Source organism: Bacillus sp. FSL K6-0993 (genome assembly GCF_037977205.1).
Taxonomy (GTDB): Bacteria; Bacillota; Bacilli; order Bacillales; family Bacillaceae; genus Bacillus; species Bacillus subtilis.
In genome coordinates, this window is the sequence record NZ_CP150275.1 from 2,116,741 (window position 1) to 2,142,743 (window position 26,003).

The 26,003-nt window shown below is 42.5% G+C and carries 31 protein-coding genes; 7 read left to right on the top strand and 24 right to left on the bottom strand.

Annotated features, from left to right (window positions below; all coding sequences use genetic code 11):
- Positions 1-68: 68 nt before the first annotated feature.
- From cgeE to cgeC, 3 genes are all read right to left on the bottom strand, one after another.
- The gene (cgeE, locus tag MHH79_RS10710) at positions 69-848 is read right to left on the bottom strand and encodes a spore maturation N-acetyltransferase CgeE (protein WP_063335190.1); all 780 of its coding nucleotides are present in this window, start codon (positions 846-848) and stop codon (positions 69-71) included.
- Positions 849-876: 28 nt separating this feature from the next.
- The gene (cgeD, locus tag MHH79_RS10715) at positions 877-2,157 is read right to left on the bottom strand and encodes a spore maturation glycosyltransferase CgeD (RefSeq protein WP_309530275.1); all 1,281 of its coding nucleotides are present in this window, start codon (positions 2,155-2,157) and stop codon (positions 877-879) included.
- A gap of 64 nt (positions 2,158-2,221) precedes the next feature.
- Positions 2,222-2,527, bottom strand: coding sequence for a spore maturation protein CgeC (cgeC, locus tag MHH79_RS10720; protein ID WP_014477111.1), 306 nt, complete (start codon positions 2,525-2,527; stop codon positions 2,222-2,224).
- Positions 2,528-2,731: 204 nt separating this feature from the next.
- Here cgeC and cgeA point away from each other — a divergent pair, with 204 nt between their 5' ends.
- A complete protein-coding gene (cgeA, locus tag MHH79_RS10725; RefSeq protein ID WP_017697128.1) occupies positions 2,732-3,133 on the top strand; it encodes a spore crust protein CgeA in 402 nt (133 codons plus the stop codon).
- A gap of 6 nt (positions 3,134-3,139) precedes the next feature.
- Entirely contained in the window at positions 3,140-4,093 is a 954-nt protein-coding gene (gene cgeB, locus MHH79_RS10730) for a spore maturation protein CgeB (protein WP_041517905.1), read from the top strand.
- 70 nt (positions 4,094-4,163) lie between these two features.
- Here cgeB and MHH79_RS10735 read toward each other — a convergent pair whose 3' ends face one another.
- Positions 4,164-5,312, bottom strand: coding sequence for a phytase (locus MHH79_RS10735; protein ID WP_340034364.1), 1,149 nt, complete (start codon positions 5,310-5,312; stop codon positions 4,164-4,166).
- A gap of 370 nt (positions 5,313-5,682) precedes the next feature.
- Between MHH79_RS10735 and MHH79_RS10740 the strand changes: the two genes are divergently transcribed.
- A complete protein-coding gene (locus MHH79_RS10740; RefSeq protein ID WP_014477115.1) occupies positions 5,683-6,708 on the top strand; it encodes a nucleoside-diphosphate sugar epimerase/dehydratase in 1,026 nt (341 codons plus the stop codon).
- Positions 6,709-6,751: 43 nt separating this feature from the next.
- On the opposite strand, the gene msrB is transcribed toward MHH79_RS10740, so the two are convergent.
- Entirely contained in the window at positions 6,752-7,186 is a 435-nt protein-coding gene (gene msrB / locus MHH79_RS10745) for a peptide-methionine (R)-S-oxide reductase MsrB (protein ID WP_021481498.1), read from the bottom strand.
- Positions 7,187-7,720 carry a peptide-methionine (S)-S-oxide reductase MsrA gene (gene msrA, locus MHH79_RS10750; RefSeq protein WP_063335194.1) on the bottom strand — a complete coding sequence of 178 codons (534 nt, stop codon included), beginning with the start codon at positions 7,718-7,720 and terminating at the stop codon, positions 7,187-7,189.
- A gap of 131 nt (positions 7,721-7,851) precedes the next feature.
- On the opposite strand from msrA, the gene MHH79_RS10755 reads away from it, so the two are divergent.
- The gene (locus MHH79_RS10755) at positions 7,852-8,277 is read left to right on the top strand and encodes a MarR family transcriptional regulator (protein ID WP_004398634.1); all 426 of its coding nucleotides are present in this window, start codon (positions 7,852-7,854) and stop codon (positions 8,275-8,277) included.
- A gap of 50 nt (positions 8,278-8,327) precedes the next feature.
- Here the strand turns inward: MHH79_RS10755 and MHH79_RS10760 are convergent, their stop codons facing one another.
- From MHH79_RS10760 to ilvA, 7 genes are all read right to left on the bottom strand, one after another.
- Positions 8,328-9,665 (bottom strand): MATE family efflux transporter, encoded by a 1,338-nt coding sequence (locus MHH79_RS10760; protein WP_340034366.1) that lies wholly within the window; start codon positions 9,663-9,665, stop codon positions 8,328-8,330.
- A gap of 71 nt (positions 9,666-9,736) precedes the next feature.
- Entirely contained in the window at positions 9,737-9,931 is a 195-nt protein-coding gene (gene ypmT, locus MHH79_RS10765; protein ID WP_003230808.1) for a protein YpmT, read from the bottom strand.
- A 12-nt stretch (positions 9,932-9,943) separates the two neighbouring features.
- The gene (locus MHH79_RS10770) at positions 9,944-10,507 is read right to left on the bottom strand and encodes a YpmS family protein (protein WP_015251867.1); all 564 of its coding nucleotides are present in this window, start codon (positions 10,505-10,507) and stop codon (positions 9,944-9,946) included.
- 9 nt (positions 10,508-10,516) lie between these two features.
- Entirely contained in the window at positions 10,517-11,284 is a 768-nt protein-coding gene (locus MHH79_RS10775; RefSeq protein ID WP_015383905.1) for an SGNH/GDSL hydrolase family protein, read from the bottom strand.
- A 77-nt stretch (positions 11,285-11,361) separates the two neighbouring features.
- Positions 11,362-11,943 (bottom strand): cytochrome c oxidase assembly accessory protein ScuA, encoded by a 582-nt coding sequence (gene scuA, locus MHH79_RS10780; RefSeq protein WP_014477121.1) that lies wholly within the window; start codon positions 11,941-11,943, stop codon positions 11,362-11,364.
- A 147-nt stretch (positions 11,944-12,090) separates the two neighbouring features.
- Positions 12,091-12,342 carry a DUF2535 family protein gene (locus MHH79_RS10785; RefSeq protein ID WP_004399020.1) on the bottom strand — a complete coding sequence of 84 codons (252 nt, stop codon included), beginning with the start codon at positions 12,340-12,342 and terminating at the stop codon, positions 12,091-12,093.
- An 85-nt stretch (positions 12,343-12,427) separates the two neighbouring features.
- Positions 12,428-13,696: a threonine ammonia-lyase IlvA gene (gene ilvA / locus MHH79_RS10790; RefSeq protein WP_063335196.1), complete on the bottom strand. Its 1,269-nt coding sequence runs from the start codon at positions 13,694-13,696 to the stop codon at positions 12,428-12,430.
- A 248-nt stretch (positions 13,697-13,944) separates the two neighbouring features.
- On the opposite strand from ilvA, the gene MHH79_RS10795 reads away from it, so the two are divergent.
- A complete protein-coding gene (locus MHH79_RS10795; RefSeq protein ID WP_015483351.1) occupies positions 13,945-14,940 on the top strand; it encodes a sigma-54-dependent transcriptional regulator in 996 nt (331 codons plus the stop codon).
- 20 nt (positions 14,941-14,960) lie between these two features.
- A complete protein-coding gene (locus MHH79_RS10800; protein WP_004398522.1) occupies positions 14,961-15,602 on the top strand; it encodes a hemolysin III family protein in 642 nt (213 codons plus the stop codon).
- Positions 15,603-15,641: 39 nt separating this feature from the next.
- On the opposite strand, the gene MHH79_RS10805 is transcribed toward MHH79_RS10800, so the two are convergent.
- The 11 genes from MHH79_RS10805 to MHH79_RS10855 form a co-directional block, all read right to left on the bottom strand.
- Positions 15,642-16,262, bottom strand: a complete 621-nt coding sequence (locus MHH79_RS10805) for a hypothetical protein (protein ID WP_015483352.1) — start codon at positions 16,260-16,262, stop codon at positions 15,642-15,644.
- The gene (dfrA, locus tag MHH79_RS10810; protein ID WP_015383909.1) at positions 16,263-16,769 is read right to left on the bottom strand and encodes a dihydrofolate reductase DfrA; all 507 of its coding nucleotides are present in this window, start codon (positions 16,767-16,769) and stop codon (positions 16,263-16,265) included.
- On the bottom strand, positions 16,766-17,560 hold the full coding sequence (locus MHH79_RS10815) for a thymidylate synthase (RefSeq protein ID WP_327830765.1): 795 nt from the start codon (positions 17,558-17,560) through the stop codon (positions 16,766-16,768). The genes dfrA and MHH79_RS10815 overlap by 4 nt, the downstream gene beginning before the upstream one ends.
- Before the next feature lie 83 nt (positions 17,561-17,643).
- Positions 17,644-18,177 (bottom strand): phosphatidylglycerophosphatase A, encoded by a 534-nt coding sequence (locus MHH79_RS10820; RefSeq protein ID WP_014477126.1) that lies wholly within the window; start codon positions 18,175-18,177, stop codon positions 17,644-17,646.
- Positions 18,178-18,194: 17 nt separating this feature from the next.
- Positions 18,195-18,806, bottom strand: coding sequence for a YpjP family protein (locus MHH79_RS10825; RefSeq protein WP_009967559.1), 612 nt, complete (start codon positions 18,804-18,806; stop codon positions 18,195-18,197).
- A 260-nt stretch (positions 18,807-19,066) separates the two neighbouring features.
- The gene (locus tag MHH79_RS10830; RefSeq protein ID WP_251217714.1) at positions 19,067-19,840 is read right to left on the bottom strand and encodes a class I SAM-dependent methyltransferase; all 774 of its coding nucleotides are present in this window, start codon (positions 19,838-19,840) and stop codon (positions 19,067-19,069) included.
- A 41-nt stretch (positions 19,841-19,881) separates the two neighbouring features.
- Positions 19,882-20,316 carry a bacilliredoxin BrxA gene (gene brxA / locus MHH79_RS10835; RefSeq protein ID WP_003230794.1) on the bottom strand — a complete coding sequence of 145 codons (435 nt, stop codon included), beginning with the start codon at positions 20,314-20,316 and terminating at the stop codon, positions 19,882-19,884.
- A 106-nt stretch (positions 20,317-20,422) separates the two neighbouring features.
- Entirely contained in the window at positions 20,423-22,099 is a 1,677-nt protein-coding gene (ilvD, locus tag MHH79_RS10840) for a dihydroxy-acid dehydratase (RefSeq protein ID WP_251217713.1), read from the bottom strand.
- 288 nt (positions 22,100-22,387) lie between these two features.
- Positions 22,388-23,521: a conserved virulence factor C family protein gene (locus MHH79_RS10845; RefSeq protein WP_063335201.1), complete on the bottom strand. Its 1,134-nt coding sequence runs from the start codon at positions 23,519-23,521 to the stop codon at positions 22,388-22,390.
- Positions 23,522-23,580: 59 nt separating this feature from the next.
- The gene (gene hdhQ / locus MHH79_RS10850; RefSeq protein ID WP_063335202.1) at positions 23,581-24,198 is read right to left on the bottom strand and encodes an Mn(2+)-dependent (deoxy)ribonucleoside pyrophosphohydrolase; all 618 of its coding nucleotides are present in this window, start codon (positions 24,196-24,198) and stop codon (positions 23,581-23,583) included.
- A 15-nt stretch (positions 24,199-24,213) separates the two neighbouring features.
- Positions 24,214-24,696: a glutathione peroxidase gene (locus MHH79_RS10855; protein WP_063335203.1), complete on the bottom strand. Its 483-nt coding sequence runs from the start codon at positions 24,694-24,696 to the stop codon at positions 24,214-24,216.
- 342 nt (positions 24,697-25,038) lie between these two features.
- On the opposite strand from MHH79_RS10855, the gene metA reads away from it, so the two are divergent.
- Positions 25,039-25,944, top strand: a complete 906-nt coding sequence (gene metA / locus MHH79_RS10860) for a homoserine O-succinyltransferase (RefSeq protein ID WP_004398721.1) — start codon at positions 25,039-25,041, stop codon at positions 25,942-25,944.
- Positions 25,945-26,003 lie beyond the last annotated feature (59 nt).

Sequence of the window (26,003 nt, forward strand, 5' to 3'; positions counted from 1 at the left end):
CCTTTCTTATCACGATATACGGCATTTTATGCGGGCCAAGTCCCAAATGGTTTGTGCAAACGCCTATTTCATGTAAGGAAATAATGAAATACAGTATGCACCCGCTCATATTTTTTAAACGTCAGCTTTTCGTAAAACTGAGTTGCACCGTCAGTGCTTGCAGCCACTAAGTAGGCTGCTTCCATTCCTAGTGATTTGGCGATGGACAGCATTTCTTTCACTAAGATACTGCCGTAGCCCTTCCTTTGAAACTGATCTAAAATTGCCACTTCTTCGATTTTAGCCGTTTTCTCTTGATGATCGACAAACAGCTCGCCGCATCCAATGGGAACTTTCTGTGCCTGGTCGCTGTAACAAACAACAAGAATGATTATACCTGCTTCATAGAAAGGATATTTTCTTTTTAATTTTTGTTCAGCGATTGCTTCTCCAATATAAATGGAATCGTAAATTTTCATAATAGAAGATCCGTCGCTAAGACTTTTCGCCGTCCCCCATGCGGTTAAAGGATGTCCCATCTGCCTCTTCCAGTCACTAAGCTTCATGTCATATAGTAGCTCATCCTCGACGACAAAACCGCTTTTTACAAGCGACTGCTTCAAGCCGAGCGGAAAAACATGCTGCGGCGACGCTTTTAAATGGAGATAATTCGCATCAAGCAGCTTTGGTACGGAGGGTAAAAAGTTAAGTAACCGCTCCAATGGAAACGTATCATGGAGCTGAACAAAGTTATGAGAAAAAATTTGCGGAAGCTGCGGATCTCTGTATACGCTGTAATGATCAAACGATGCCGATTCAGACGTTAACAATATATATTGATGTTCCGTTTTTGAATAATGTCCTGTCATGAACGTCTCCTTTTTATGACCTATACCTTTACTCTGTTGCAATATTCAATTTCTTTATAATCTCATCGTACACCGGATAAAACGGCTTTCCAATTGGAAATTGCTGAATATTTCGGAAAGAAGCGGAGATTGGCTTCTGATGTAAAAAAAACTTCCTTGTTACTTGTTCACTAATCGGGTGAAAGACGCCATTTAGAAACAAAAACGGCTCGCGTTCGATGAAAAACAGACGTCGGCCAGGCGGATTTTTGATCAATTCAGATCGTTTCCACGTAATCGGCGGCCCTTCCGGAAGCGTCGCCATCTCTTCTTTTCCAATTGTCACTATGTCTTTTCTTTGAAATTGATAAAATTGCAACGCATACTGGTCCACAATTCGCCTTTTTTTTCCGGCCTCGATATAAAATATTGCAGGATGGTCAGCTTCCTTTACTAAAATATAATTCGGAATGTTTAAAATTTTGCCAATCCTATATTGGAATAAATAGGGGTCTGGAACAGCGACAGTCCGATTTAGATACAAAAAACCCCACTTTTCTCCAACAGGATGCCTTACACCCTGATCAAAAAAATACACATTTTGATCTGAACCTTTTACAAAAGAGCCGTCAATCAAATCGGCGGGCAGAAACCGATATGCATTTTGAAATGAATCTGGGGTTTTATAGGTTGTGTCTAATACTTCATTTATCGGCAGAAATGGGGTAAAGTTGTTGAGTCTCGCCCAAAAAATTGCGTCGCCATGATTCCAATGCTTCATATCATCATCCCAGTAGCCTCCAAATTTATAGTGGATGAGATTAAGTAACGAACGGCGATGCATGACGGAGCAATGATCAACTTGAAAAGCGGCCTGATCAAGCACTGCATTGGCATTTCTGTAGAAATGTGAGATTTCCTCTCCCCTTTCGTTTACATGTACAACTTTTTGTTTTGAATAGACCGCCTGCGCTTCAGGCTTATGTGAAAACTCTTGCACCATACGGCTCAGCCGCTCAGGATGATAAACAGTGTCGTCAGTAAGATAGGAAATGTAATCGCCGTCTGTAAATGGGAGCGCACTGTTAATTAATGTGGCATAACGGGCTGTTTTTAATCGATCTGCAGGATGCACGAAACTGTTATGGTATTGAATGCGCCGGTCATGGAGATACTTGTGAATCACCGCAGTTGTTTCTGCATTCGAATGATCATCCATGATAAAAAGCTCCCAAAGATCATGCGTTTGCTGTATCACGCTTTCGATCGCTTTTTGCAAATAATCGGGTTTGTTGTAACTTGTTAAAATAATAGACACTTTCTCTCCCATCTATACCGCCTCCCGCCGTCAAACATAAAAACGGCTCCGCAGCAAGCAGAGCCTCTGGCATCATTTAAAAAGCACCCCAGCTTACAACACTTGAGAGTGAAACATGAGATCTCGTGTTATTTAACGGGTTTTGGAAAATAACCAAATCAGTCAGAACTTCTTTTACGATGACATTTTGAAGTGTATCTCCGTTGATCAAATTGACTTTTGAAACCGGTACGCCCAGCTCTTTTGCAAAAACTAGCTGGCGTCTGAGGTCAGATGGATTTCCTTCAGAAGACGATTGACGTATCAGCAGAATCAGCAAAAGCAAAATAAAATGCAGTTCATCTTGGTTTTCTTCTCGATCCACTTGTTTCTCTAAATCCAAATCATCCCTCTCCCTTATCCTTATCTCTGTTTCACAATATGTGCGACTTCGATTTATGGTATAGGCTATGTCCACTCCATTAAAAAATCAGCATTTTCCTTAAATAGATGAAAAATAGATCAGGTACGGCGTTCGACTCATACCAAATAACAGCCGGAAGAATATGATTAACGTGAGTTCACTATCGAATAGGAGGTGTGTGTAATGAGCTCTGAAAATGCACAGTTAAAAAAGGATTTAATTAAAGCCGTTTTAAGTCCTTTATTTCCAACTGCAACAGAAGGAGGAGAAAACATGGATAGTAATCTTAAAGACTTGCTTGAAGCTGCCATCGATCAAAGAGTAGATGAAAGTGAGACGGTTACGGCAGAATCTCTTTTAGACCCTTCCCTTCCGGCAAGATGGATTTTTGCCAGAGTTACGCCAGGCACGACAATCAGCATTGTAACCGATTCGGGAGACATGATCGGGCCGGTTGTCTTCGTTGCTTTCGATCAGGTTCACGGGATCGTATTTGTAACACAGGAAAGCTCCGTCACTCCAGCAGGCCAAGCTACAACATTAATTGATGTAGACAAAGTAGAAAGCGTTACGTTCTTTTCATAACATCCGATGAAAGTGTTGTATATCCAGTCGGGATACGGAGGAATATATTGTTATTTTAATCGCTGGGCTGAAGAATGTTTTCGGAACACTCATACAGAGTATATGTCTGCAGATACACTTGAAGCAGAAACTTTGGTGAAGATCGAAACGTTTCAGCCGGACTTCGCACTCTTGATGGTTGGAGACCGCGTTCCTCACGACTGGCTGACCTGGTTAAAGGGTAAGGGTATCCCCGTATATGTTTGGCTGACCGAAGACCCATTTTATATGGATATCAGCCTACAGGTAATCAAGCTCGCTGACGCCATATTAACGATTGAACAAAATGCCGCTCTCTATTATCAAGGGCTCGGCTACCAGCACGTCTATTATGTTCCGATACCAGTTAATCATCGGCTGTTTAAAAAAATGGGCACCGAACATTCCTATCATTCAAATCTGTTAATCATCGGCTACCCTTACCCTAATCGGGTTCAGCTTATGAAAGAAGCGGTCCATCTGCCATTCACGGTTCGGGTAATCGGCAAGGAATGGAGAAAATATCTGCCTAAAAAAGTGCTCAAACAGCCGCATATTGATATCGTCAGCACATGGGTTCCACCCGAACAGGCCGTTCATTATTATAATGGGGCAGACATCGTAATTAATGCGCATCGTCCCTATCATTTTGCTTTCAACCAAAATACTATGCGCATCAAAAATGCCAGTTTTAATAACCGAACGTTTGATATCGCTGCATGCGAAGCATTTCAATTAACAGATTTACCCGCGGCGCATCCTTTTTCATCCTTTATTTCTTATCACGGCATGAACGACTTTAAGGAAAAAGCCGCTTTCTATATCAACCACCCTGAAGAACGGCAAAAAGCTGCAGCAGCCAATTATAAAGAGACCGTACCCGCATTTACGTTTGATGAGCTTCCTGCAAAACTAAAAGCGATTCATCTGGCGCTTTCTTGAAAAATCGTTCATTGCTATGAACGATTTTTTTATTCATAGAAAAAAGCAGCTGTACAAGCTGCTTTCTATTCTAGCCGTCAGAACGGTCTTTCAGCTTCCTCGGATTTACCTGTTTATGAAGATCAGGCATTTCGCCGAGATGCTGTGCAATTTGTTCCCACGATACAATTTTGAAATTTTGATTGACGGCTTGTCCGTTATCGATATTTTCGCCGTCCTGCGCCACAAAAATCCCGTACGGATATTTTGGGCCAAGTCCGAAACCGAGAACATCAATACCATCCGTGTCACTAGTACCGTCTATCTTCTCGCCATCTGTAATCTCAAAGTTGGCTACATAGCGATTTTTCCCCTGCCGTTCATACATTACATAGCTGTTATTTCCTTGACTTGAAGCCATGAGATATCCTTTGCCATTTGGTGCATAATAGATTGTCAGTCCTTCAATATCAGCTGTCAAATGATCTCCTGTCGCACGGTCAACAACCTGCCCCTTTGACCCTCCGCCGGGCTCAGCGTTAAATTTCCAGATGGCCTCATCTTCCTCTGCTATGTATAGGTTCCCATACTCATCATCCGCAACAAGGCCTTCGGTCTGAGAATTCAACTTAAATTCACGCACCTTTTTCCCTGTTACATAACCCTTTCCACCATCAACAATTTCATACTGCTCAAATTCCCCTTGTTTGCCTGTCACTAATGCGTAAAATGCTCCTGTTTTCTGGCTGTGATACAGGCCGAATCCATAAACCTCAGAAATATTGGTGGAAATAGGATGTTTTGGATCTGTAATGCTTTTCAATTTTCCTTTATCCCCGTCTATTGCATATACTTCAATTGTATTTTTTCCTTCGGACCGGTTGGATGCGGCAGCAATATCAATTTTTTCGCCGTTCAATGGAAAATCATAGCGCAGATCGACATTATTGAGCTTGCCAAACTCATAAGAATGAAGCTGTTTTCCGTCTAAATCATACACGACGAGCCCTGACTTCTTATTTGTCGTAATCAACTTGCTTTTTTCCGGGTGTTTTTCATGAACCCAAATGGCCGGGTCATCTGCTGCGTCATCGCCAGATGCGACCGGATCTGTCTCCGTGTGTGCAGTCACTTTGAAATAATGTTCCTCATTCACATAATGAGCCGACACCGAGGTTGCTGTCAGGCTAAGCAATAAACCCGCGGCAGTGCTTAGCAGCATTGTTTTTGAAACCTTCATTTGGTACCCTCCTCTTTTATCACTATCACTACTATTGTAAAATATATACAGGTGATTACCGTGAGGAAAATGAACCTTTTTTTATAGGTTTTCTGACTCACAAACAACTTTTCCCTAAAGAGGCACGTGAGATGGACTTTGCCAGATTTACTTTTGCGGAGCGAAATAAAAATATGTAGAATATTTAGTACATTGTTTATTTAGTTTCGTTGTTCCTTAGTTACGTCCGTTTTTCCATTTTCTATTAAAAAAGAACACTTTGTGACATGATCATTCCCCTAAATTTTGTTTTATTGGTTGCTTTCATTAATTCGATTACAAAGTTGAACATATGATGCATGGTAGAGAAACGAGAGTTGGAGGATAAGCCATGCCTAAACAGCAAACAGCAGAACTAAAACCATTTTTCCATAACAAAACAGTTTTAGTCACTGGCGGAACGGGTTCAATCGGGAGTCAAATTGTCAAACGCCTTTTGCTGCTTACACCTAAACAGGTGATTGTATTCAGCAAAGACGACAGTAAACAGTATGTCATGAGCCAAAAGTATGCGGAGGATAAGCGGCTATTATTTGTACTCGGAGATGTACGCGATCACAGAAGGGTGAATCAGGTGATGAAAGGCGTCGATATCGTCTTTCACGCGGCTGCGCTGAAACAGGTTCCGACATGTGAGGACCATCCATTTGAAGCGATCCAGACCAATCTCATCGGCGGACAAAATGTGGTGGAAGCTGCCCTTTCACACCGAGTGCAGCATGTCATTAATATCAGTACAGATAAAGCTGTATCTCCTGTGAACACAATGGGTGCCACCAAGCTGTTATCTGAAAAGCTGTTTCATCAAGCAAACCGCCACGTCCAAAACAAAGGAACCTTGTTTTGTTCGGTCCGCTTTGGAAATGTTCTCGGTTCCAGAGGTTCGGTCATCCCCATATTATTTGAACAGATGATGGAGGGTGAACCTCTGACCATCACAGACAAAAACATGACCAGATTTTTCATGTCAATAGACGATGCAGCTACATTGACATTACAATCGGCTGCTATTACAAAAGGCGGAGAAACCTTTATTTTCAAAATGGAATCACTGAAACTTGAAGAACTGATTCATGGGTTTGAAGAATATGCATCGCAGCACGGGCTCCCGCGGCCGGCTGCAGTAGAAGTGGGCAAGCGTCCAGGTGAAAAGCTTCACGAAGAATTAACATCTCCACATGAAATTGAATCACTGTATGAATGGGGCAACCTTTATGCGATCCTTCCAGAGCCGGAAAAACATCCTGACTTTCGCAAAGTCAATCTGCCTGGGTATCAATCAGATCAAGCCCCGCTTATTACGAAAGAAAGAATTGCTCAGATTATTGAAGAATTGCATCAAGAGAAAAAGGCATAAAAACAAGCCTGTCTATCCATTAGGCAGGCTTGTTTTTAACACTTTATTTATTAAAGAGATGCAGATAGCTTTCGTATCCTTCTTCTTTTAGCTTATGCTTCGGAACAAACCGCAGCGCTGCTGAATTTATGCAGTAACGAAGTCCGTTTGGCCCCGGTCCGTCATTAAATACGTGGCCAAGATGAGAATCAGCAGTTCGGCTTCTTACTTCTGTGCGAATCATGCCGTGGCTCGTGTCCAGTTTTTCTTCCACTTCTTCTTCTTCAATCGGCTTTGTAAAGCTTGGCCAGCCGCAGTGGGAATCAAATTTATCCTTGGATGTAAACAATGGCTTGCCTGACACAATGTCTACATACAAGCCTTCTTCCTTATGATCCCAATATTCATTTTGAAATGGCGGCTCCGTGCCGTTATTTTGCGTTACTTCATATTGCATGCGATTTAATGACTTCATTTTTTCTTCTTTATTGTACGCCATTTATTTAGCCCCCCAATGCTCGCTGATAAATCCCGCTCGTCCGGAACCTGTCCGGTAGCGCTGATAATGTGCTGGATTCTTTTTATAAAAATGCTGATGGTAGCCTTCCGCTTCATAGAAAGGTTCAGCTTTTAAAATGTCCGTTACAATCGGATCTTTAAAGATGCCGCTTTCCGCCAGACGTTGCTTGGAAGCTTCCGCAAGCCCCTTTTGTTTATCATTATGATAAAAAATGGCTGCGCGATAGGAGCTGCCGCGATCAGCAAACTGCCCCCCGGCATCTGTCGGATCGATTTGCTGCCAAAATAATTCAAGCAGTTTTTCATAAGGGAATACATCAGGATTAAACGTGATTTGAACGGCTTCACGATGTCCCGTCGTTTCACTGCACACCTCTTCATACGTAGGGTTTTCAGTATGGCCGCCTGTATACCCGGACACCACTTTTTCAATTCCCGGCTGTTCGTCAAAAGGTTTAACCATACACCAAAAACAGCCTCCTGCAAATGTGGCGATTTCTTTTTTTTCAGACATACTGGTGCCTCCTTTGTTAATACGTGGTATTATTATATTATAGCATGTAAAAATAGAATGAAAATGATTCTGCTTTTCAATAAAATCTATAGGTTTTAAGCAATATGCTTATGTAATGGAGGTTCACAAATTTGAAAGTAAGAACACAGATGATGTACGATATGGAAACTTTACTCCGTAAAGTCTTTAAACAAATACGCAACGAAATCAATGAAATTCTAGATAAAGAGCTGTCACGGAATGAATTTACGATTCTGCGGATCCTCAGTGAACAAGGGCCCAAAAAAGTTACCGAATTTGCGCCTATTTTAGAGGTATCGGCAAGTCACATTACGGCTGTGACTGATGCGCTGGTAGAAAAGGAATGGATTACGAGAATCAGATCGAAGGAAGACAGACGCATCATCCGCATTCATATCACTGAAGCGGGTGAAAAAGTCCTTCAGCATTTCAACGAGAAAAAAACAGAATATTTCTTTAAACGCTTTGACTGCTACACTGATGCTGAACTTGCCACGTTAATCGAGCTCTTCAGCAAACTTGATAAAAAACGGTAAAAAAAAAGCACATACCGATATATAGGTATGTGCTTTTCGCAGTGCTTCACTTATTTTTCAGTAAACAGCTTCATTGCTTTCCAGCGGCCATATCTATAATACAAAAATGCCGCGCAGCTGCTAAATAAAAAACTCATTCCGATTCCAAGCCCGATTCCTTTTTGTCCAAGCCAAGCTGAAAATAGAGCTGTGAAAGGATATCTCAACACCCAAAACGAGATCAAATTTAATACCAGAACCTGCAGCATCGCTCCCGCGGCCCTGACGATTCCGTTCAGCACAAAATTAATCCCAATAAAAGGGTAGAAAAATGCGATCCACTTCAAATATTGTTCACCAAATGCGACCGCATCAGGCTCACTGATAAATAACCTTATGAGATATTTACCAAATACCCAAATCATAACCGCAATCACCAGCATGCAGGAAATAACAGCCATCACACCCAGCCTTGCAATTGTTCCCACTCTTTTTTCGTTTCCGATTCCAATATTTTGCCCTGCCATACTGTTGACGGCCGTACCGGCAGCCATTGCTGGAAGCGTGATGATGCTATCAAGCCGCTGCACCGCGCCAAAGCCTGATACCACGTGATCCCCGTATGAGTTAACAACACTCATAATCGCCATCATACCGCCTGTAATCACCATCATCTGCAGACCTGCCGGAATCCCGAGTTTCAAAATCAGCGCGGACTCTTCCCACTTGGGCATTCTCGGAATCGAGAATGGCACAAGCTTGTGTTTGATGACATAAAACAACCCATACAGAAACGCAATGCCCTGTGACAAAATCGTTGAATAAGCTGCTCCCGCTATTCCCATGCGGAACACAGAAATAAAGAGCGGCGCAAGCACTGTATTCAGTACAACAGCAAACGCAATAAACCGGAGAGGTGTCTTGCTGTCGCCCAGCGCACGAAGCACAGTACTGATAAAGTTATAACCAAACAAAAATAAAATGCCGATAAATTGAATCTGTAAATACGTCTCAGCAAGCGGTATCATTGACTCCGGTGTTTTTAGAAGACGCAGCAAAAGCTCTGAGAGAAAAAAACCGGCCGCGCCGAATCCAATGCTTAGGCCTGTTAATAAAACAACAAAAGCGTTAATATACGACGCCATTCCTTTTACATCATCTTTTCCTTTTTGCTGAGATAAAATTGTTAACGTCGCATTGTTAAGACCCAAAATAAAAGACAGCACGGTCAAAACAATCGTGCTTGATACCGCGGCTGCCCCAAGGGCTTTTCCCCCCAGTAAATTGCCGATCCACAAGCTGTCTATAAATTGAAAGGAAACCTGCAATGCGTTTCCAAGCATAATAGGCATTGAAAACAGTACAAGCTGTTTCAGCACGTTCCCCTGTGTAAAATCGTATGCTTTCATCTTTTCTCCTTGTGTTCTCAAATTTTCTTCGGACCGCACGAAAAAAGAGACGTTGTTTCATGTCTCTTTTTTCATGACTTATCGGTTTTTTTTCGGTCTCGCATACCGAATGTAAACACCATCACACTTAGAAACAAGGCACAATAGGAAACATTCAAATACATTTGATCCATGTCTTCAGCGGCCAGATGATGATAAGCAAGCCAGCCGAAGTACAGGGAAAATGTAAAGGATAATAAACTGAAATACTGGTAAATCCGTTTCATTTTCAGTCACCTCTATTGTTTAGGATGGTAATAGGAAAACTCAATTTCATCTTTTTCTAAATTTATCTTATCCGCTTTGACATACATTCCATTCGTTAAAGGCATTTCTGACAAACGCACTTCAATGCTTTTATCTCCGGGGTGAACATGGACAAATGACGGCAATTCATAAAAGCTGTCCATATAATTTAACACAAAGCTAATTGGTATACTCAATTTCCCTAACGAAAATTTCGTGACATTCAGCTCTACATCACCGTTTTTTTTCACGGTCGGCTCAAAAGCGATAAACGCATCAATAGACGTGGAAAATGCCTTGATTTTCCCTGCGACATGAACATCATCATCAATCTCTACTTTATAATCAAGCTTGTTTGATGCTTTGTCGTTTAAATATGAGTTAACAAACGCAGCTAATGATTCTTTTGTGCTTGTCACTTGAAATCCATACTCGCTCTCAGATGAATCCTTCACCTGAGCCTGTTCCCCCGGGAGCAAAACAAGTGCCACAAACCCGGCCGCGAGGATAAAATTGATTGCAAGCAATATAAAAAACAGTCGCTTCCACTTATTCATGCTGTCACCCTACTCTTTCGGTAATCCTTCTTTTTTAATGGCTTGATAGACGCGCTTTGCGATAAGAGAATAACCCGTACCATTAGGATGAAAATCATCTTCCTCAGAAATTCGGCTGCTGTCACTTTTTTGATTGAACAAATCTTCGATATGAATGATTTTTGCATGTTTATCTTTTTTCAGCTCTTTTTCAGCAATATGGTTCCAATCCGTGACGACACCATTTATTTCATTTAGTTCTGATAATGTAAACGTAAACGGATTGTACATGCTGACATAAATCAGCTCAGCGTGATCATTCAGCTCGCGAATTTCAGAAATGATTTTTTCAAAGCGCTTTTCGTACGGTTTTTCCGCTTCCTGAAACGGTTCAACGGTTAATTGCAGAAAGTTTTGGCGAAGGATTTTCATCAAATCATTACCGCCAATTGTAAAAAAGACATAATCTGCGTCCTTTATGCCTTTTTGAACCTTTTTATCTTTTAGTTTTTCTAATAAATCATCCGAACGGTTCCCTTTTACAGCATAATTTTTCACGTCGACCGTTTTGACTTGTTTATCTGACCGGATAGAATCCGCCACCTTGCCGACATATCCCTTTTCGTCGGGATCTCCGACTCCTTCTGTCAGCGAATCTCCGACAGCCGCTATGACAATGTGTTCTTTTGTTTTCGTTTCATGGGCTTTTTGTTTTCCCTCAGATGATGTACGTATGCTCGTACACGCAGTAAGAAGCAAAATCAAACTGGCCATGATTGAAAAAATGCGCAGCTTCAATCTTGTTGCTCCTTCCCATTCTACTAGTGGAAAGTGTATCATGTTTTAGAAGATTTGCAAATGCCTAGTCTTCTAGCTTACTTGAGTGTACTGGCTGACTTCACATCGGAAATGATATCATCGTACGGTGTATTCTCTACTCCATTGTAATCTTTCAGCACCTTACCGTCCGGACCTACCAAATAAAAAGAAGATTGATGAATCACTTGGTCCTCTCCCTCCGGCTTCTTTACGATCGCTTTAAAGCTCTTAAGTGCAAACTCCTCAATCTCACTCTGGCTGTATCCCGTGAGAAAATCCCAGTTATCAAAAGATAATGGATAATTTGCGGCAAATTTCTTCAGCTGTTTCGGCTTATCGTTTTCTGGGTCAACACTAAATGATATGATGCGGACATCTATATTTTCGGCTTTCAGTTTTTTTTGCAGATCAGTCATATGAGCGGTCATTGGCGGACATATAGTTTCACAATTGGTAAAAATAAAATCCGCCAGCCATACTTCTCCTTTTAAACTCTCTAAAGAAACGTTCTTGCCGTCTTGGTTTTGAAATGTAAAAGGCTCCACCTCGTAATTAAGCGGATTTTTAATCTGCTGTCCTCCGCATGCACACAAAAACAGAAAAAACAGCCCAGCCGTTAACCCCTTGATAACCTTCATGACATCCACCCTTTCCAGCCAACATAAAAACGCTTTCTAAAACCGTCCTTACTGTCCCATGTTTGTATTCGATACTGAGCAAAAAAAATCCTGCATGCCTCCCCATTAACGATTACAAAGGAGGGCATGCAGGTAAAAAACGGCATGTTACGCGTTGTGCTTTAACACCTCTTGATGAAATACAGCCTGATAATCTGCCCACTTCATCCGGCGCTTCATATAATGTCGGAAAGAATACACTTTTGCCCTGCTGTTTGATGAAAACACTTCTTTTAAGTAGAATTGCAAATGGTGATGTAACATAAAGAAATAGTGCTCATCTTCCTTTAATACAGGTATTTCTGTCACTTTCACCTGAATCCCGTCACCGCGTTTGAACTCTAGGCTTTTGAGTAACAAGCTATCAATCCTCTTTTTTGTTTTTCTTCTATTATATATGATGCCAGCCGGGCTGTCTGTCATTTTGCGCGGTTGTGTAAAAAAATTAGATTAGCAAATGGAACAAGTCCTCATCCTTGTTCACCTCTACATAATGAAACGGTTTTTTGTTCATCCGTTCAATCAGCGGCCCATAATCGGCTTTGTTCTGCAGCTCGATGCCGACAAGAGCAGGTCCGTTGCTTTTATTATTTTTCTTCGTATATTCAAACCTTGTAATGTCATCATTCGGCCCGAGGACTTCGTCAAGAAATTCGCGGAGCGCCCCCGCTCTTTGCGGAAAGTTGACGATAAAATAATGCTGAAGACCTTCAAAAATCAAGGAACGCTCCTTCATTTCCTGCATTCTTCCGATATCGTTATTGCCCCCGCTTACCACACACACCACATTTTTTCCTTTAATTTCATTCTTGTACAAATCAAGCGCTGCGACAGAAAGAGCTCCAGCCGGTTCAGCAACAATCGCACATTCGTTATATAATTCAAGAATGGATGTACATACTTTTCCTTCAGGCACAAGGAGAATGTCATCAACGACAGATTCCAGCGTCCGGAAGGTTTCCTCGCCAATTTTTTTAACAGCCGCCCCATCTACAAACTTATCAATTTTATCAAGTGTGACGACATGCCCAGCTTTATTTGATTCAAAATAGGATGCCGCTCCCGCCGGCTCAACAGCAATTATCTTTGTATCAGGAGACACGTTTTTCAAATATGTACCTACCCCAGAGAGAAGGCCGCCGCCTCCGACACTTGCAAAAAGAAAATGCGGTTCTGTATCAATGTCGTTTAAAATCTCGACCGCGAGCGTTCCCTGTCCGGCCATCACATCCGGATCATCGAACGGATGGATAAACGTCCGAGATTCCGCCTCACAGCATTCAACAGCGCTTTTATACGCGTCGTCAAACGTATCGCCTGTCAAAATAATATCGATAAATCCTTTTCCGAATAGTTCAACTTGAGATACTTTTTGTCTCGGTGTAGTAGACGGCATAAAAATTTTCCCGTGAATGCCAAGATGTTTACACGAAAATGCCACACCTTGAGCGTGGTTTCCGGCACTTGCACACACAACTCCGTTCTCTGTCTGCTCGCTGGAAAGCTGTTTCATTTTATGATAAGCCCCTCTGAGCTTAAAAGATCTGACAACTTGCAAGTCTTCTCGTTTTAAATAGATATTGCATTCATATCTCTCAGAAAGTCTGTCATTCCTCTGCAAAGGTGTGTGAATGACAACGTCCTTTACGTTTTGGTGAGCCTTCAAAATGTCTTTCACTTGGATGAGAGAGTTTTCTTTAAGCAACGGTTTCATGTACAGATTCCTTTCTTGTTTTAAATCCCTATTTAATATGCCATTATAACACGAATATTCAAAAAATAAGACAATTATTTTTATTTAATAATTAAAAAAATACAGACTATGCCCACCACATCTTGTGGTAACTTCTGTTCAACCATTATCCTGCAGAGCCAAGAAAAAAGATGACCGTAAAATAAAGGGTGTTTTCAACCAAAAGGCATGATATAATGAAACCAATTAGAACCAAAAGGAGCCAATTGATGAATAGTGCACCAAAACTCAATACATTTCAACATCTAATCGGAGAACATCAAACTTTCCTGGAAGCGAAGCGAATCGCCAAGCAGTTCTCGTTATCAGAGCTTCCTGTCTTAATAACAGGAAAAATCGGAACAGGCAAAAATCACTTCGCACATGCCATACACTTGGAATCTTCGAGAAGCAATGAACCGTTTATAATCGTCAATTGCAGCACCCATTCGGAAGAAACCCTTATTCATGAGCTTTTTGGCCCTAACGGAAACACAGGTGTTTTTCAAAAAGCGGTACGAGGAACCCTTTTTCTTGATGATATATGGTGCATGCCTGCTTCTGTACAAGCTCAGCTGTTAAAAGCGCTTGATTCAGACACGGAGAAACCGCGAATGATCTGTGCTTCTGCAGACCGATCCGTGGAACATACCTTCAGGCAAGACTTATTCTACAGACTGAACATTTTAACGCTCACACTGCCCGAATTATCGGAACGAAAAAGCGATATTCCGCTTTTGACACAGCATTTTCTCTCAAATTCCGATCAGCAAATGTTAATCGATCCCTCCGTTTTTCAGGTGCTTGAGAAGCATACATTTGAAGGCAATGTCAGGGAATTAAAAAACGCTGCAGATTATATGGCGGCAGTATCAAGCGGAGGAACGATTCAGCCATATGACCTGCCGCCATATATTAGAGGCGCGATAGACGGAAAAACGTCGAAGAAAAAAGCGAAGCTGCTGACTTTAATGGAAAAAGCTGAGTTTTTATTTATTTTGGAAACAATAAAAGTATTGAACGAAAAAGGAGAACCTGCCAGCAGACGGATCATTTCTGAACACAGCAAAAATACCCAAACCTCGTTAACTCCTCAGCAGGTCAGAAGCCGTCTCGACTATTTGGAGAAAAAAGATTATGTCACCAAAAGCCGCGGACGCGCAGGCACAAAAATTACCTTTGAGGGCTTGAGCTTTATAGAGACGTTAAAAAATCAAATGATCTAGCGATCGAAAGGAGAATGTACTTGTTTACAATCAAAGAAGAGATCGCCAATGCGATTACACACGGCATCGGTGTCCTCTTATCCATCCCAGCATTAGTGTTTCTAATCATATTTGCGGCTAATTACGGGTCTGCATGGGACATTGTCAGCTTTACAATATTCGGTGTCTCTATGCTGCTGTTATATTTGAGCTCCACCCTGCTTCACAGCATCACACATAAAAAAACGAAGGACATTTTGGAGATTATTGATCATAGCGCGATTTACGTACTCATCGCCGGAACCTACACGCCTTTTTTGCTTGGGCCGCTGAAAGGCACACTCGGCTTTACCCTGTTGGTTATCGTATGGTCACTTGCCCTAGGCGGAATCGTTTTTAAAATTTTCTTCGTGAAACGGTTTATCCTATTGTCAACCTTCGTGTATTTAGTCATGGGGTGGCTGATGATTATTGCAGTTAAACCTTTATATGCTTCACTGAGCGGAGCAGGATTCAGCCTCCTTTTTCTCGGCGGCATTTTATACTCTGTCGGAACCATCTTTTACATTTGGAAAAAGATCCCCTTCCATCATGCCATTTGGCACAGCTTTGTATTGGGCGGAAGCGCTGCTATGTTTTTCTGCGTGCTCTTCTATTGTGTAAAGGTGCCGTTCCTTTCGTAACAGTAACAGAAAAGCGCAGTCTTCACGACTGCGCTTTTTTTATGCACGTAATTGTTTTTCATTGGCAGGTATATAAGCTTTTGAAAAGGACAATTCAATGTCTGCCGGTTTTAAGCGTTTAAAAAACGAGCCCTTTTGCATGTTATCTGTTCCTTTCGTTTCCACCATCACCAACGGAAGATGATAGCGGGCCGCAAGCTCTACAGGATCAATAGAACCATCTAGTGAAAGAATCAGGCTTTGTCCCTTTTCCAGCTGTTTTTTCACATCTTCATATACCTTTTCTGAATCACCGTCTGAAATCACATCCATCCGATCCAGCCATTGCCCGATAAAAGGCAAGCGGAACACTTTTGGGTTGGCGATAAAGCCGGCCGGTTCCTCAATATATCCAGCAATTAAGGCCAGTTCAGCCAAACGCAAACGGGGATGCACATACAAAACAGGACCGTGTGGTATTGGCTCTGGCTGATGGATCGTCACAACTGAACCGGAGATGCCGATACAGCCTTCCAAAAACGCCTTTGGCTGTTCGTACACAAGAGTCATCTGTTTTTTGTATGACAGACGGGGATCGAGCATTGTTTGATTAAATAATTGTTTCATATTTTTTAACAGCATATACACAATATAAACCACTAGAAGGCTGTAGCGAACCAATTAAAATCCTCCCGCTTTAGAAGAATTCTTTTTTTCATACATTAGAAATTCGTAATCATACGGGTTTTTTTCGTCTTTGATCCCCTGCTCAGAAGAAACCAGCTTCCAATTGGATTCATCAAATTCAGGGAAGTGACGGTCACCCTCAAACTCGTGATGAATTTTCGTCATATACAGTCTGTCCGCATAAGGGAACAGGTCCGTATAGAGCTGAGCTCCTCCGATCACAAAGCATTCTTCAGGGCCTGAACAAATGTCCAGTACATCCTTTAATGAACTGACAACCGTGCATCCCGGAAATTCTGAAGCCGGCGCTGAGGTAACGACAATATTTTTCCGATTTGGAAGCGGACGTCCGATCGATTCAAATGTTTTCCGGCCCATAATGATTGAATGGCCCGATGTTACTTTCTTAAAGTATGCAAGATCATTGGGCAAATGCCACGGCAAATCATTGTCTTTGCCGATAAGCCTGTTGGCATCCATCGCAAAAATGAATGAAATCATACGCTGACCGCCCCTTTTATATGAGGATGCGGATCATAATCCTTGATGATAAAGTCCTCAAATGCAAAGTTAAAAATAGAATCAACCTTTCTGGCGAAACGAAGCTTCGGAAGCGGTCTAACATCTCTTTCCAGCTGCAAATTGACTTGTTCAATATGATTTTGATAGATATGAACATCACCAAATGTATGGATGAACTCGCCCGGTTCAAGCCCAGTCACATGAGCAATCATCATGGTTAGCAGGGCATAAGATGCAATATTAAACGGCACACCTAAGAAAACATCGGCAGAGCGCTGATAAAGCTGACAGGACAGCTTGCCGTCAGACACATAGAATTGGAACAGGCAATGGCACGGCGGCAACGCCATTTTATCAATTTCACCAACATTCCAGGCGCTGACGATTAAGCGTCTGGAGTTCGGATTTGTCTTAATATCTTCAATAAGACGGGAAATTTGATCAATGGTTTCTCCATCAGCTCCCCGCCAAGAACGCCATTGGGAGCCATATACAGGTCCAAGTTCACCGTTTTCATCAGCCCACTCATTCCAGATCCGCACTCCGTTTTCCTGCAGATAGCGTACATTCGTATCTCCTTTTAAGAACCACAGCAGTTCATGCGCAATTGATTTAAAGTGGAGTTTTTTAGTGGTGAGCATCGGAAAGCCTTCCCGTAAATTAAATCTCATTTGATATCCGAAAGTGCTGATTGTTCCGGTCCCTGTCCGGTCTCCCTTTTTCTCACCATGCTCTAAAACATGTCTGCATAAATCCTTATACTGTTTCATTTTTTTCATCCTTTAAAAGTAGTCTTCTAGTAGTGTAACACAATAAAAAATCATTTCTGAACCCAGAAATGATTTTTTTATAGTCAGCTGACGACAGGCTTTTCATCCTGTTCTTTTTCTTCATCTTGCAGATCCTGATGCGTATGTGCAATTCTGCTCGCCGCTGCTGCAGCAAGAGCTGCCACAATATCATCCAAAAAGGTATGAATACCGTCTGGACTTTCATCAAGTTCCTTAATAATTCCAATCTTCTCTTTATCCAAATAACCGAAATTGGTCAAACCGATCGACCCGTACACATTAACGATTGAAAGCGGGATAATTTCATCTATGCCGTAAAGCGGTTCATCCGTTTCAACAAGGTGCTGCAGGGGCTCGGGGAGAAGCTTCTGTTCTGCAAGCTGATCGAGTGCAAGGCCTGTCAAAACAGCATGAATAATTTCACGTTTGTTCAGGACTTTTTCTACATTCTCAATGCAAACACTGAGCGGCAGATTTGGATTGTATTTTTCCTGAAGTTTTTGAACAATCCGCGCAATATCTTCTATCATAACGCCCCGTTTGTTCAGCATATCCTTTGTTATATCGACCATTTCATTCATTGTGTACTTTTTCATGTCTAATGGCATCTCCTTTAGGCACTCATCCAGTTGGGAGGCGTGTTGCGGTCCCAGTAAATGCTCCCAAGCTCATGATGTGATTGAAATCCATCTTCTGCTGTATGATAATGAAAATTAAACCAGTAGCCGTCATGAGGCGGGTGGTCTCTTCGCACATGGAATCTGAGAAGATCTTCTCCAGTTGTCCGATTGTAAACGTTGAAAATTTTTTCCGTTTTGCCCGCTGAAGGCATGCTTGAGATCACAACATCTTGGTACGCCTCATCATCTTGCAATGTCGCTAAATAATCACTAATCACATTTTCGATTTTTGGCAGGATCTCTTTCCGATAGTCATCCTCAATGACCGGAGCGATTCTGCTGCCGAATTTTAAAAAGGACTGATCCTCAGCGCTGTCAAGGAGCTGTTCCTTGTACGATTGAAAAAGCAGTTCAGGATCTCGCCTGTCATCCGACTCATCATCGTACAGGTCATGCTCATCATAAAAAGCGGTGTAATCATTCTGCTCAAGACTGCTCGGCTGTCCGGAAGGCTTGTCCGCCATAAGGGCAGCCGGAGGAGATACGAGCCCGAACGTTACAATGGTAAATAAAACCACAAGGGTCTTTCTCATCCACAATTTCATGACTGCTTATTCCTCTCTATTTTATTGTCATGTTTCTCTTATTTTAGCACATCCAAAACATGCAAGTCATGTACTATATGAAACTGAAATGCAAATTAGGAGATTCGTTGCTATGCACTTTGTGTAAAAACGCTTACAATATTCCATGAAAGGAGGCTTTCCGCATGATTGACGCTCTGTTTGCCACAGTTTCACTCTTAACATTGTTATACTTTGTCGTCATGGAGGTCACCGATTAACAGAAAGCCCGTGATATGAAATCACGGGCTTGTTTGAATGACGCCATAATGGAACAGTGCTGTCTTTCTTTTCATGACGTTAAAACCAAACTGTTCAAACCGCGGGCTTTTCCAGTGGTCTTTTAGCACAACGCTTTTTCTGGCGACTCGTACCGCTTCATTGATACACCCTTCGTGCAAAACTGAATCCTCTGCCAAATCGCGTAAAGGTGCGATGCCATCAGAGGTCTCTACAGGTTCATGAAACATTGGATCGAAATAAACCACATCAACAGAGTTGTCAGGAAGCTGCTTGATGTATTCTAAGCAATCACCATTCTTCACCTGGATTCTTCTCATCGCAGCTTGAAGCTCTTCTATACCCGTTTCCCATGAATGCAGCCCCATCCTCACTAAAACAGACATAAGATGGTTTTTTTCAATCCCAACAACAGAACCCGTTTCGCCTACCGCCATACTTGCGATAATGGCATCTGACCCCAGCCCGAGTGTGCAATCTAAAAACGTATCTCCTTCAGATAAGCCGGCAGCCCGAAGCATAGGCTCTTGCTCGCCCCGTAAAAAGCGTTTGGCTCTGAACATCGCTGTATTCGGATGAAAAAAGAATTTGGCACCTTGTTTCGTATACAGCTCAAACCGCTCTTTGCCGACCACAAGCAAATCACGTTCAGCTGACTTCAGCAGGTGTTCAACCGTTTGTTTATTCCGGCCGCAGTATGGCATATTTAGCTCTTTAGAAAGCTGCTTTGCGGTTTTTATGGTGTGTTCAGACGGTCTATAGCTTGTTGTTATCATCTTCTGTACCCCCAAAAAGAAAATGCCCGGAAAACGGGCATTTAGCAGTGCGCATCGAAGGCAGCAGTCAGGTTTTTCATAATTTCTTCCATATCGTGTCCTTCAATTTCATGACGCGGAATAAAATGTACGACTTCTTTGCCTTTCAAAAGAGCCATTGATGGTGAAGAAGGCTCCTGGCCAGTAAAATACTCACGCATTTTCGCAGTAGCTTCTTTATCTTGGCCCGCAAAAACAGTCACCGTATTGTCAGGTGTTTTGTCATTCTGGAGGACTGCCTGCGTAGCCGCAGGACGCGCAAGGCCTGCCGCGCAGCCGCATACAGAGTTAACGACTACAAGAGTTGTGCCCTCTGCCTTTTCCATAAAGTTTTCTACTTCTTCCGCTGTTGTTAACTCTTCAAAACCTGCTCCAGTCAGCTCGCGGCGCATCGGTACGACAAGCTGGCGCATGTATTCTTCATAAGCCATTGACATAAAAAAAGCCCCCTCTAGTATCCTTCATCTGAAGTAAAGGATACTATAGAGAGGGCCGGATTTCAAATGTTCACGCCTTAAAATAAAAGAAAGTGTCCCCAGCTATCTAGATTTTCATAATACCGCCGGTGTTGGCACTTGTCACAAGTTTAGAATAACGTGCCAGGTAGCCGGTTTTCACTTTCGGTTCAAAACCTTTCCAGTTCGCTTTTCGTTTTTCCCACTCTTCTTCTGGCACTTGTACATCCAAGATACGTTTTTCAATATCAACGATAATATGGTCGCCGTTTTCGACAAAGGCAAGCGGCCCGCCCTCAGCAGCCTCAGGTGATACGTGGCCGATTGAGAGGCCACGGGAAGCTCCGGAAAAACGTCCGTCCGTAATCAATGCCACTTTTGGTCCGAGTCCCATTCCAACGATTTGGGATGTTGGCGCCAGCATTTCCGGCATGCCAGGTCCGCCTTTTGGCCCTTCGTATCTGATGATGACAACGTCGCCTTCTTTTACTTTTCGGTTGATAATGCCGTCAAGCGCCTCGTCCTGAGAATCGAATACGACAGCCGGCCCTTCGTGTCTTGTAATCCCATTCTGTACGCCGCCTGTTTTAATGATAGCGCCGTCCGGAGCTAGATTACCGAATAAAACAGCAAGGCCACCCTTTTCAGTGAATGGTTGATCCAGCGGATGAATGACGTCATAATCCTTTACTTCATGTCCGGCAATGGTTTCTCCAAGAGTTTTTCCTGTAACAGTCAGCGCATCTAAATGAAGCGCTCCTTCTTTCTTGGAAAGCTCATTCAGAGCCGCTGACACGCCGCCCGCTTCATGAAGATCTTCAATAAACACATCCGATGCAGGCGCCAGCTTGGCCAAGTGCGGCACACGCTCAGCGACTTCGTTAATGCGTTCTAAAGAGTATTCAACGCCAGCTTCGTTTGCAAGGGCAAGCGTATGAAGAACGGTATTTGTAGAACCTCCGAGCGCCATATCGAGTGCAAACGCATTATCAATCGCTTTTACTGTAACGATATCACGCGGTTTGATATCTTTGCGAATCGTTTCCATTAATTGCGCAGCCGATTTTCTCACAAACTCTTTGCGTTTCGGAGATGTCGCCAGAATGGTTCCATTACCCGGCAAGGCAAGACCAAGTGCTTCTGACAGACAGTTCATTGAGTTCGCCGTAAACATGCCTGAGCAAGACCCGCACGTTGGGCATCCGAACTGCTCTAGTTCTTGAAGCTCGTTTTCGTTGATTTTCCCTGCTTGGTAGGCGCCTACCCCTTCGAATACTGAGGAAAGGGAGATTTTTCGCCCGTCACTTGTTCTTCCTGCCGCCATCGGTCCGCCGCTGACAAAAATCGTCGGAATGTTGATGCGCATTGCCGCCATAAGCATTCCCGGTGTGATTTTGTCGCAGTTCGGAATACAGACCATTCCGTCAAACCAGTGTGCGGATACAACCGTTTCCACAGAGTCTGCGATAATTTCACGGCTTGGCAGCGAATATCTCATACCGATATGCCCCATTGCGATGCCATCATCTACCCCAATGGTATTAAATTCAAACGGCACGCCCCCTGCTTCTCTGATTGCTTCTTTTACGATTTTCCCAAACTCCTGCAAGTGAACATGACCGGGAACGATATCAATGTATGAATTACACACCGCAATAAACGGCTTGCCGAAATCCTCTTCTTTTACCCCTGCTGCACGAAGCAAACTGCGGTGCGGAGCTCTATCGATTCCTTGTGTGATCATATTACTGCGTAATTCTGCCATGGTGATCCTCCTAAATTCTTTCAATTGTTTGATTGGATTTTATTTTGACAATTTTCAGTTTATTTATGGGCTGTTTTTGCAAATAAGATAAATACAGGCCGCCCTCAGCTTGTTTTGTTCTTTCATGTTTTTATATTTATATAGCTTTCTTTCGATTTGAACCCTCCAACTATTAATATTGTTACTTACTATAAATAGTTTTCGGATATTTTTCAACAATATTCGAAATAATTTTTATAAAAAGTGAATTCACATAAAAAAGGTGCATGATCTGCACCTTTTTTATCTTTATTCGCCTTTTTTTCTGCTTTCCGTCATTTGTTTCCAAACAGAACCTTTTGCTTCTTCTCCATGCTCAATACGTTCAAGCGCCATTTTGACTTGAAGGCTGACCTCAAATTCGGGGTCATCTTCGGCAGCGCGCAAAGCTTCAATTGCACTTTCATCGCCGACTTCGTACAGGAACATGGCCGCACGCCAGCGAACAAGCTTGCTGGAGTCGCTTAACGACTTGATCATAGCAGGAATGGCTTGAGGATCGCCAATATCAGATAGGCAGTCTCCTGCCGTTCTTCTGACTGATACAGCTTTGTCCTCAAGTGCTTTATACAATAGAGGAAGAACATCAGGTGTTTCAATCATTCCTAAGTACACAACAGCCTGTCTTCTGATGGACACCTTTGGATCATCCAATGCCTTCTGTAAAACCGGGATATCCTCTTCTTTCGGATCCATCTGTTCCAAGTGTGCATAACGCTTTTTCCAGTCCTCATCATCCAGCATGTCAAACGTTACTTTATACGCTTTGCGCTGTACAGCTTGTTTTGCTTCGCCCTTTCCTTGAGCGGCTGCTTCAGTCAGTCGTTTCAGCCGTTCATCACTGTATGCCGCCTGAAGCTCTTCTGTCACGTCATGGCCGATTTCATCAAAGTCACCGAATCTGACACCTTGTTCTTTCCAAGCCCGCTCAAACACAACATTGGAAGCTTCAGATCTAAGTTTTAAGATCGCCTGCTGAAAGCGTTCAGGTAAGCCGAAGCGTTCTTCCCGCTCTCCATCGGTTAATTTAACTTGCATAGGAATGCCGCTGAACATCTGCACAAAAACTTTTACCTCTCCAAAAGATTCTTGATCAGAACGATTTTCTTCTGCGCTTTCAGCACTTTCCATCCCAAATGCAGTGCGGACTTGCGGTAAAATGTCTTTCCAGTCGTATCTTGCATTCCGTTCAACAGCAAGAAAATCTGCGACGTGATATACCCCTTTAACTCCATCTATTTTAAGGATTTCCGCTATAACAGGCGGTGCGCCTTCTGCTTGCTCAGGTTTATAGTTATTGCTTTTACCCGCCGGAAGCTCTTCCGTTAAGATGACTTTCATTGTATTCGGGCTTGGTGTAGGTTCAATTGATTTTATCTTCATGATCGTCCTCCTATAGCATATCTGTGACTTATTCTATCATAGTCGCTCCAAGCCTTCTATTACGACGTTTTGGCATCAATCCCGGGTATTTCTTTTTCTAATTGGCGGACAAACTGAAGCATAAAATTGTGTCTTTCTTCTGCCAGTTCCCGTGCAGTGTCTGTATTCATCATATCTTTCAGCCGCAGCAGCTTATGAAAAAAATGAGCATAGGCGCTTCGATCATCTCCATAAAGGCCATGCCCGTTTGCGCCCGCAAACATGAAAGCTCTCGCAATGCCGACAGCACCAATCGCATCAAGTCTGTCAGCATCCTGTACGGCTTTTCCCTCAATTGAGAGCGGCTCCTTAGCCAGCTTTTCCCTGTCTCGAAAGGACATCCTTGTTATAATATGAATCACTCTGTCTGCATTCTCTTTTCCTACTCCGAAAAAAACGAGCTGATCATATACTTCGCTCACAGAAAGCCTGACCGTGTCAGGCAGCTTCACATCAATTAAATCATGAACCAAAGCCGCCGTTTCAACAATGAACAAATCCGCTTTTTCCTTTTCTCCAATATACGCTGCAAGATCTGCTACTCTTGATACATGATGCCAATCATGTCCAGAGCTTTCCTTAGTCAGGATAGATTGAACCCATGCCCTGATTTGCTCTGCCTGCTTCAATTCCTTCACAAAAACACCCTCTTTTTATTGCTCTAATAGCTTCACGATATCGTCTTCCAGCTCTTTCGGATTTGTATTTGGTGAATAACGGCCAACGATTTCTCCATTTCTATCCACTATAAATTTCGTGAAATTCCACTTGATCGCCTTAGTTCCCAGCATCCCTTTCGCATGTTCTGTCAAATACACAAACAGCGGGTGGGCGTTTTTCCCGTTTACATCCACTTTTGAAAACATAGGAAATGTAACACCGTAATTTGTTTCACAAAATTCCTGTATGTCAGCCTCTTCACCAGGCTCTTGGTTCATGAATTGATTGCAGGGGAACCCTAAGATCTCCAGCCCATCCTGCTTATATGTATCATATAATTCCTGCAGCTGCTTCAATTGGGGAGTAAAACCGCACTTACTTGCTGTATTCACGATCATCAGTACCTTTCCCGCGAAAGGCTGAAGTGTCATGTCTTTCCCTGTGATTGTACGTACCTTCATATGATAAATAGACATGTAAGTCCCTCCTATGTCCCTGGTGCTGATTATTTTACCTTTTTTAAATCGCAATTCAAAATGTAAACATCAAATAAGAACTCATAAGAAACTTAACGATATGAGCGTCCGTTCATTATCAATTCATATGGCTCATTTTTTATCTTATCATTCTATAAAACATTACAATTCCCTCTGACATCTTTGAAAATCATTTTACTGTGAAACCAAAAGGCGTGTCAGTGCGTTTTATTTAAAGAGTTTTCTGTTGTTTCCCCCTCAACACGTATAGATAGATTGAAAATTGGCGTGAAAATTCCTATAATGAAGAAAATTAAACGGGGAAATAATGGAGGTGGCACGTTGCCTATTAATATACCAACACACCTGCCGGCAAAACAGGTGCTTGAAAGTGAACATATATTTGTAATGGATGAAAGCAGAGCATTTCATCAGGATATCCGGCCGCAAAAAATTATTATATTAAATTTGATGCCGAAAAAAATCCAAACAGAGACTCAGCTTCTCAGATTGCTTGGAAATTCGCCTTTACAGGTTCATTTCACATTTTTAATCCCAAGCACACACACGCCGAAAAATACTGCGAGAGAACACCTTGACGAATTTTACACGACTTTTTCCAATATCCGTCACAAGAGGTTTGACGGCATGATTATCACCGGTGCGCCGATCGAGCATTTGGCGTTTGAAGAGGTTTCATATTGGGAAGAGCTCAAGGAAATTATGGAGTGGAGCAAAACAAATGTCACTTCAACCTTGCATATTTGCTGGGGTGCTCAAGCAGGTTTGTATTACCATTACGGTGTGGAAAAAATTCAAATGCCGAAAAAAATCTTCGGTGTGTTCGAACATACCGTTCTTTCAAAACACGAAAGATTGGTAAGAGGTTTTGACGAGCTATACTACGTGCCGCATTCCCGGCATACAGATATAAATATGGAACAGCTTCAAGCAGTGCCCGAGTTAAACATTCTTACCGCATCAAAGGAAGCCGGGGTTTGCTTAATTGTGTCTAAAGACGAAAAACAAGTCTTTTTGACAGGGCACCCTGAATATGATACAAATACGCTTCTTCAAGAGTATGAAAGAGATTTGGAACGAAACCTTTCTACTGTCGAGGCACCTAAACATTATTTTGCAAAAGGCAGCAACGAGCCAGTGAATCGCTGGAAAGCGCATGCCACATTATTGTTTATGAATTGGCTGAATTATTACGTTTACCAGGAAACTCCTTATGAATGGGACTAATTTTTCTTTTTTTAGTGATACGCTGAGCAAAAAATATGATAAAATACATCTGATTCAGT

What these genes read in the sequence shown, in the direction of transcription:
- cgeE (WP_063335190.1), bottom strand. Translation starts at nt 848, where the DNA reads ATGACAGGACATTATTCAAAAACGGAACATCAATATATATTGTTAACG.
- cgeD (WP_309530275.1), bottom strand. Translation starts at nt 2,157, where the DNA reads ATGGGAGAGAAAGTGTCTATTATTTTAACAAGTTACAACAAACCCGAT.
- cgeA (WP_017697128.1), top strand. Translation starts at nt 2,732, where the DNA reads ATGAGCTCTGAAAATGCACAGTTAAAAAAGGATTTAATTAAAGCCGTT.
- cgeB (WP_041517905.1), top strand. Translation starts at nt 3,140, where the DNA reads ATGAAAGTGTTGTATATCCAGTCGGGATACGGAGGAATATATTGTTAT.
- MHH79_RS10735 (WP_340034364.1), bottom strand. Translation starts at nt 5,312, where the DNA reads ATGAAGGTTTCAAAAACAATGCTGCTAAGCACTGCCGCGGGTTTATTG.
- MHH79_RS10740 (WP_014477115.1), top strand. Translation starts at nt 5,683, where the DNA reads ATGCCTAAACAGCAAACAGCAGAACTAAAACCATTTTTCCATAACAAA.
- msrB (WP_021481498.1), bottom strand. Translation starts at nt 7,186, where the DNA reads ATGGCGTACAATAAAGAAGAAAAAATGAAGTCATTAAATCGCATGCAA.
- msrA (WP_063335194.1), bottom strand. Translation starts at nt 7,720, where the DNA reads ATGTCTGAAAAAAAAGAAATCGCCACATTTGCAGGAGGCTGTTTTTGG.
- MHH79_RS10760 (WP_340034366.1), bottom strand. Translation starts at nt 9,665, where the DNA reads ATGAAAGCATACGATTTTACACAGGGGAACGTGCTGAAACAGCTTGTA.
- ypmT (WP_003230808.1), bottom strand. Translation starts at nt 9,931, where the DNA reads ATGAAACGGATTTACCAGTATTTCAGTTTATTATCCTTTACATTTTCC.
- MHH79_RS10770 (WP_015251867.1), bottom strand. Translation starts at nt 10,507, where the DNA reads ATGAATAAGTGGAAGCGACTGTTTTTTATATTGCTTGCAATCAATTTT.
- scuA (WP_014477121.1), bottom strand. Translation starts at nt 11,943, where the DNA reads ATGAAGGTTATCAAGGGGTTAACGGCTGGGCTGTTTTTTCTGTTTTTG.
- ilvA (WP_063335196.1), bottom strand. Translation starts at nt 13,696, where the DNA reads ATGAAACCGTTGCTTAAAGAAAACTCTCTCATCCAAGTGAAAGACATT.
- MHH79_RS10795 (WP_015483351.1), top strand. Translation starts at nt 13,945, where the DNA reads ATGAATAGTGCACCAAAACTCAATACATTTCAACATCTAATCGGAGAA.
- dfrA (WP_015383909.1), bottom strand. Translation starts at nt 16,769, where the DNA reads ATGATTTCATTCATTTTTGCGATGGATGCCAACAGGCTTATCGGCAAA.
- MHH79_RS10815 (WP_327830765.1), bottom strand. Translation starts at nt 17,560, where the DNA reads ATGAAACAGTATAAGGATTTATGCAGACATGTTTTAGAGCATGGTGAG.
- MHH79_RS10820 (WP_014477126.1), bottom strand. Translation starts at nt 18,177, where the DNA reads ATGAAAAAGTACACAATGAATGAAATGGTCGATATAACAAAGGATATG.
- MHH79_RS10825 (WP_009967559.1), bottom strand. Translation starts at nt 18,806, where the DNA reads ATGAAATTGTGGATGAGAAAGACCCTTGTGGTTTTATTTACCATTGTA.
- MHH79_RS10830 (WP_251217714.1), bottom strand. Translation starts at nt 19,840, where the DNA reads ATGATAACAACAAGCTATAGACCGTCTGAACACACCATAAAAACCGCA.
- brxA (WP_003230794.1), bottom strand. Translation starts at nt 20,316, where the DNA reads ATGTCAATGGCTTATGAAGAATACATGCGCCAGCTTGTCGTACCGATG.
- ilvD (WP_251217713.1), bottom strand. Translation starts at nt 22,099, where the DNA reads ATGGCAGAATTACGCAGTAATATGATCACACAAGGAATCGATAGAGCT.
- MHH79_RS10845 (WP_063335201.1), bottom strand. Translation starts at nt 23,521, where the DNA reads ATGAAGATAAAATCAATTGAACCTACACCAAGCCCGAATACAATGAAA.
- MHH79_RS10855 (WP_063335203.1), bottom strand. Translation starts at nt 24,696, where the DNA reads ATGTCTATTTATCATATGAAGGTACGTACAATCACAGGGAAAGACATG.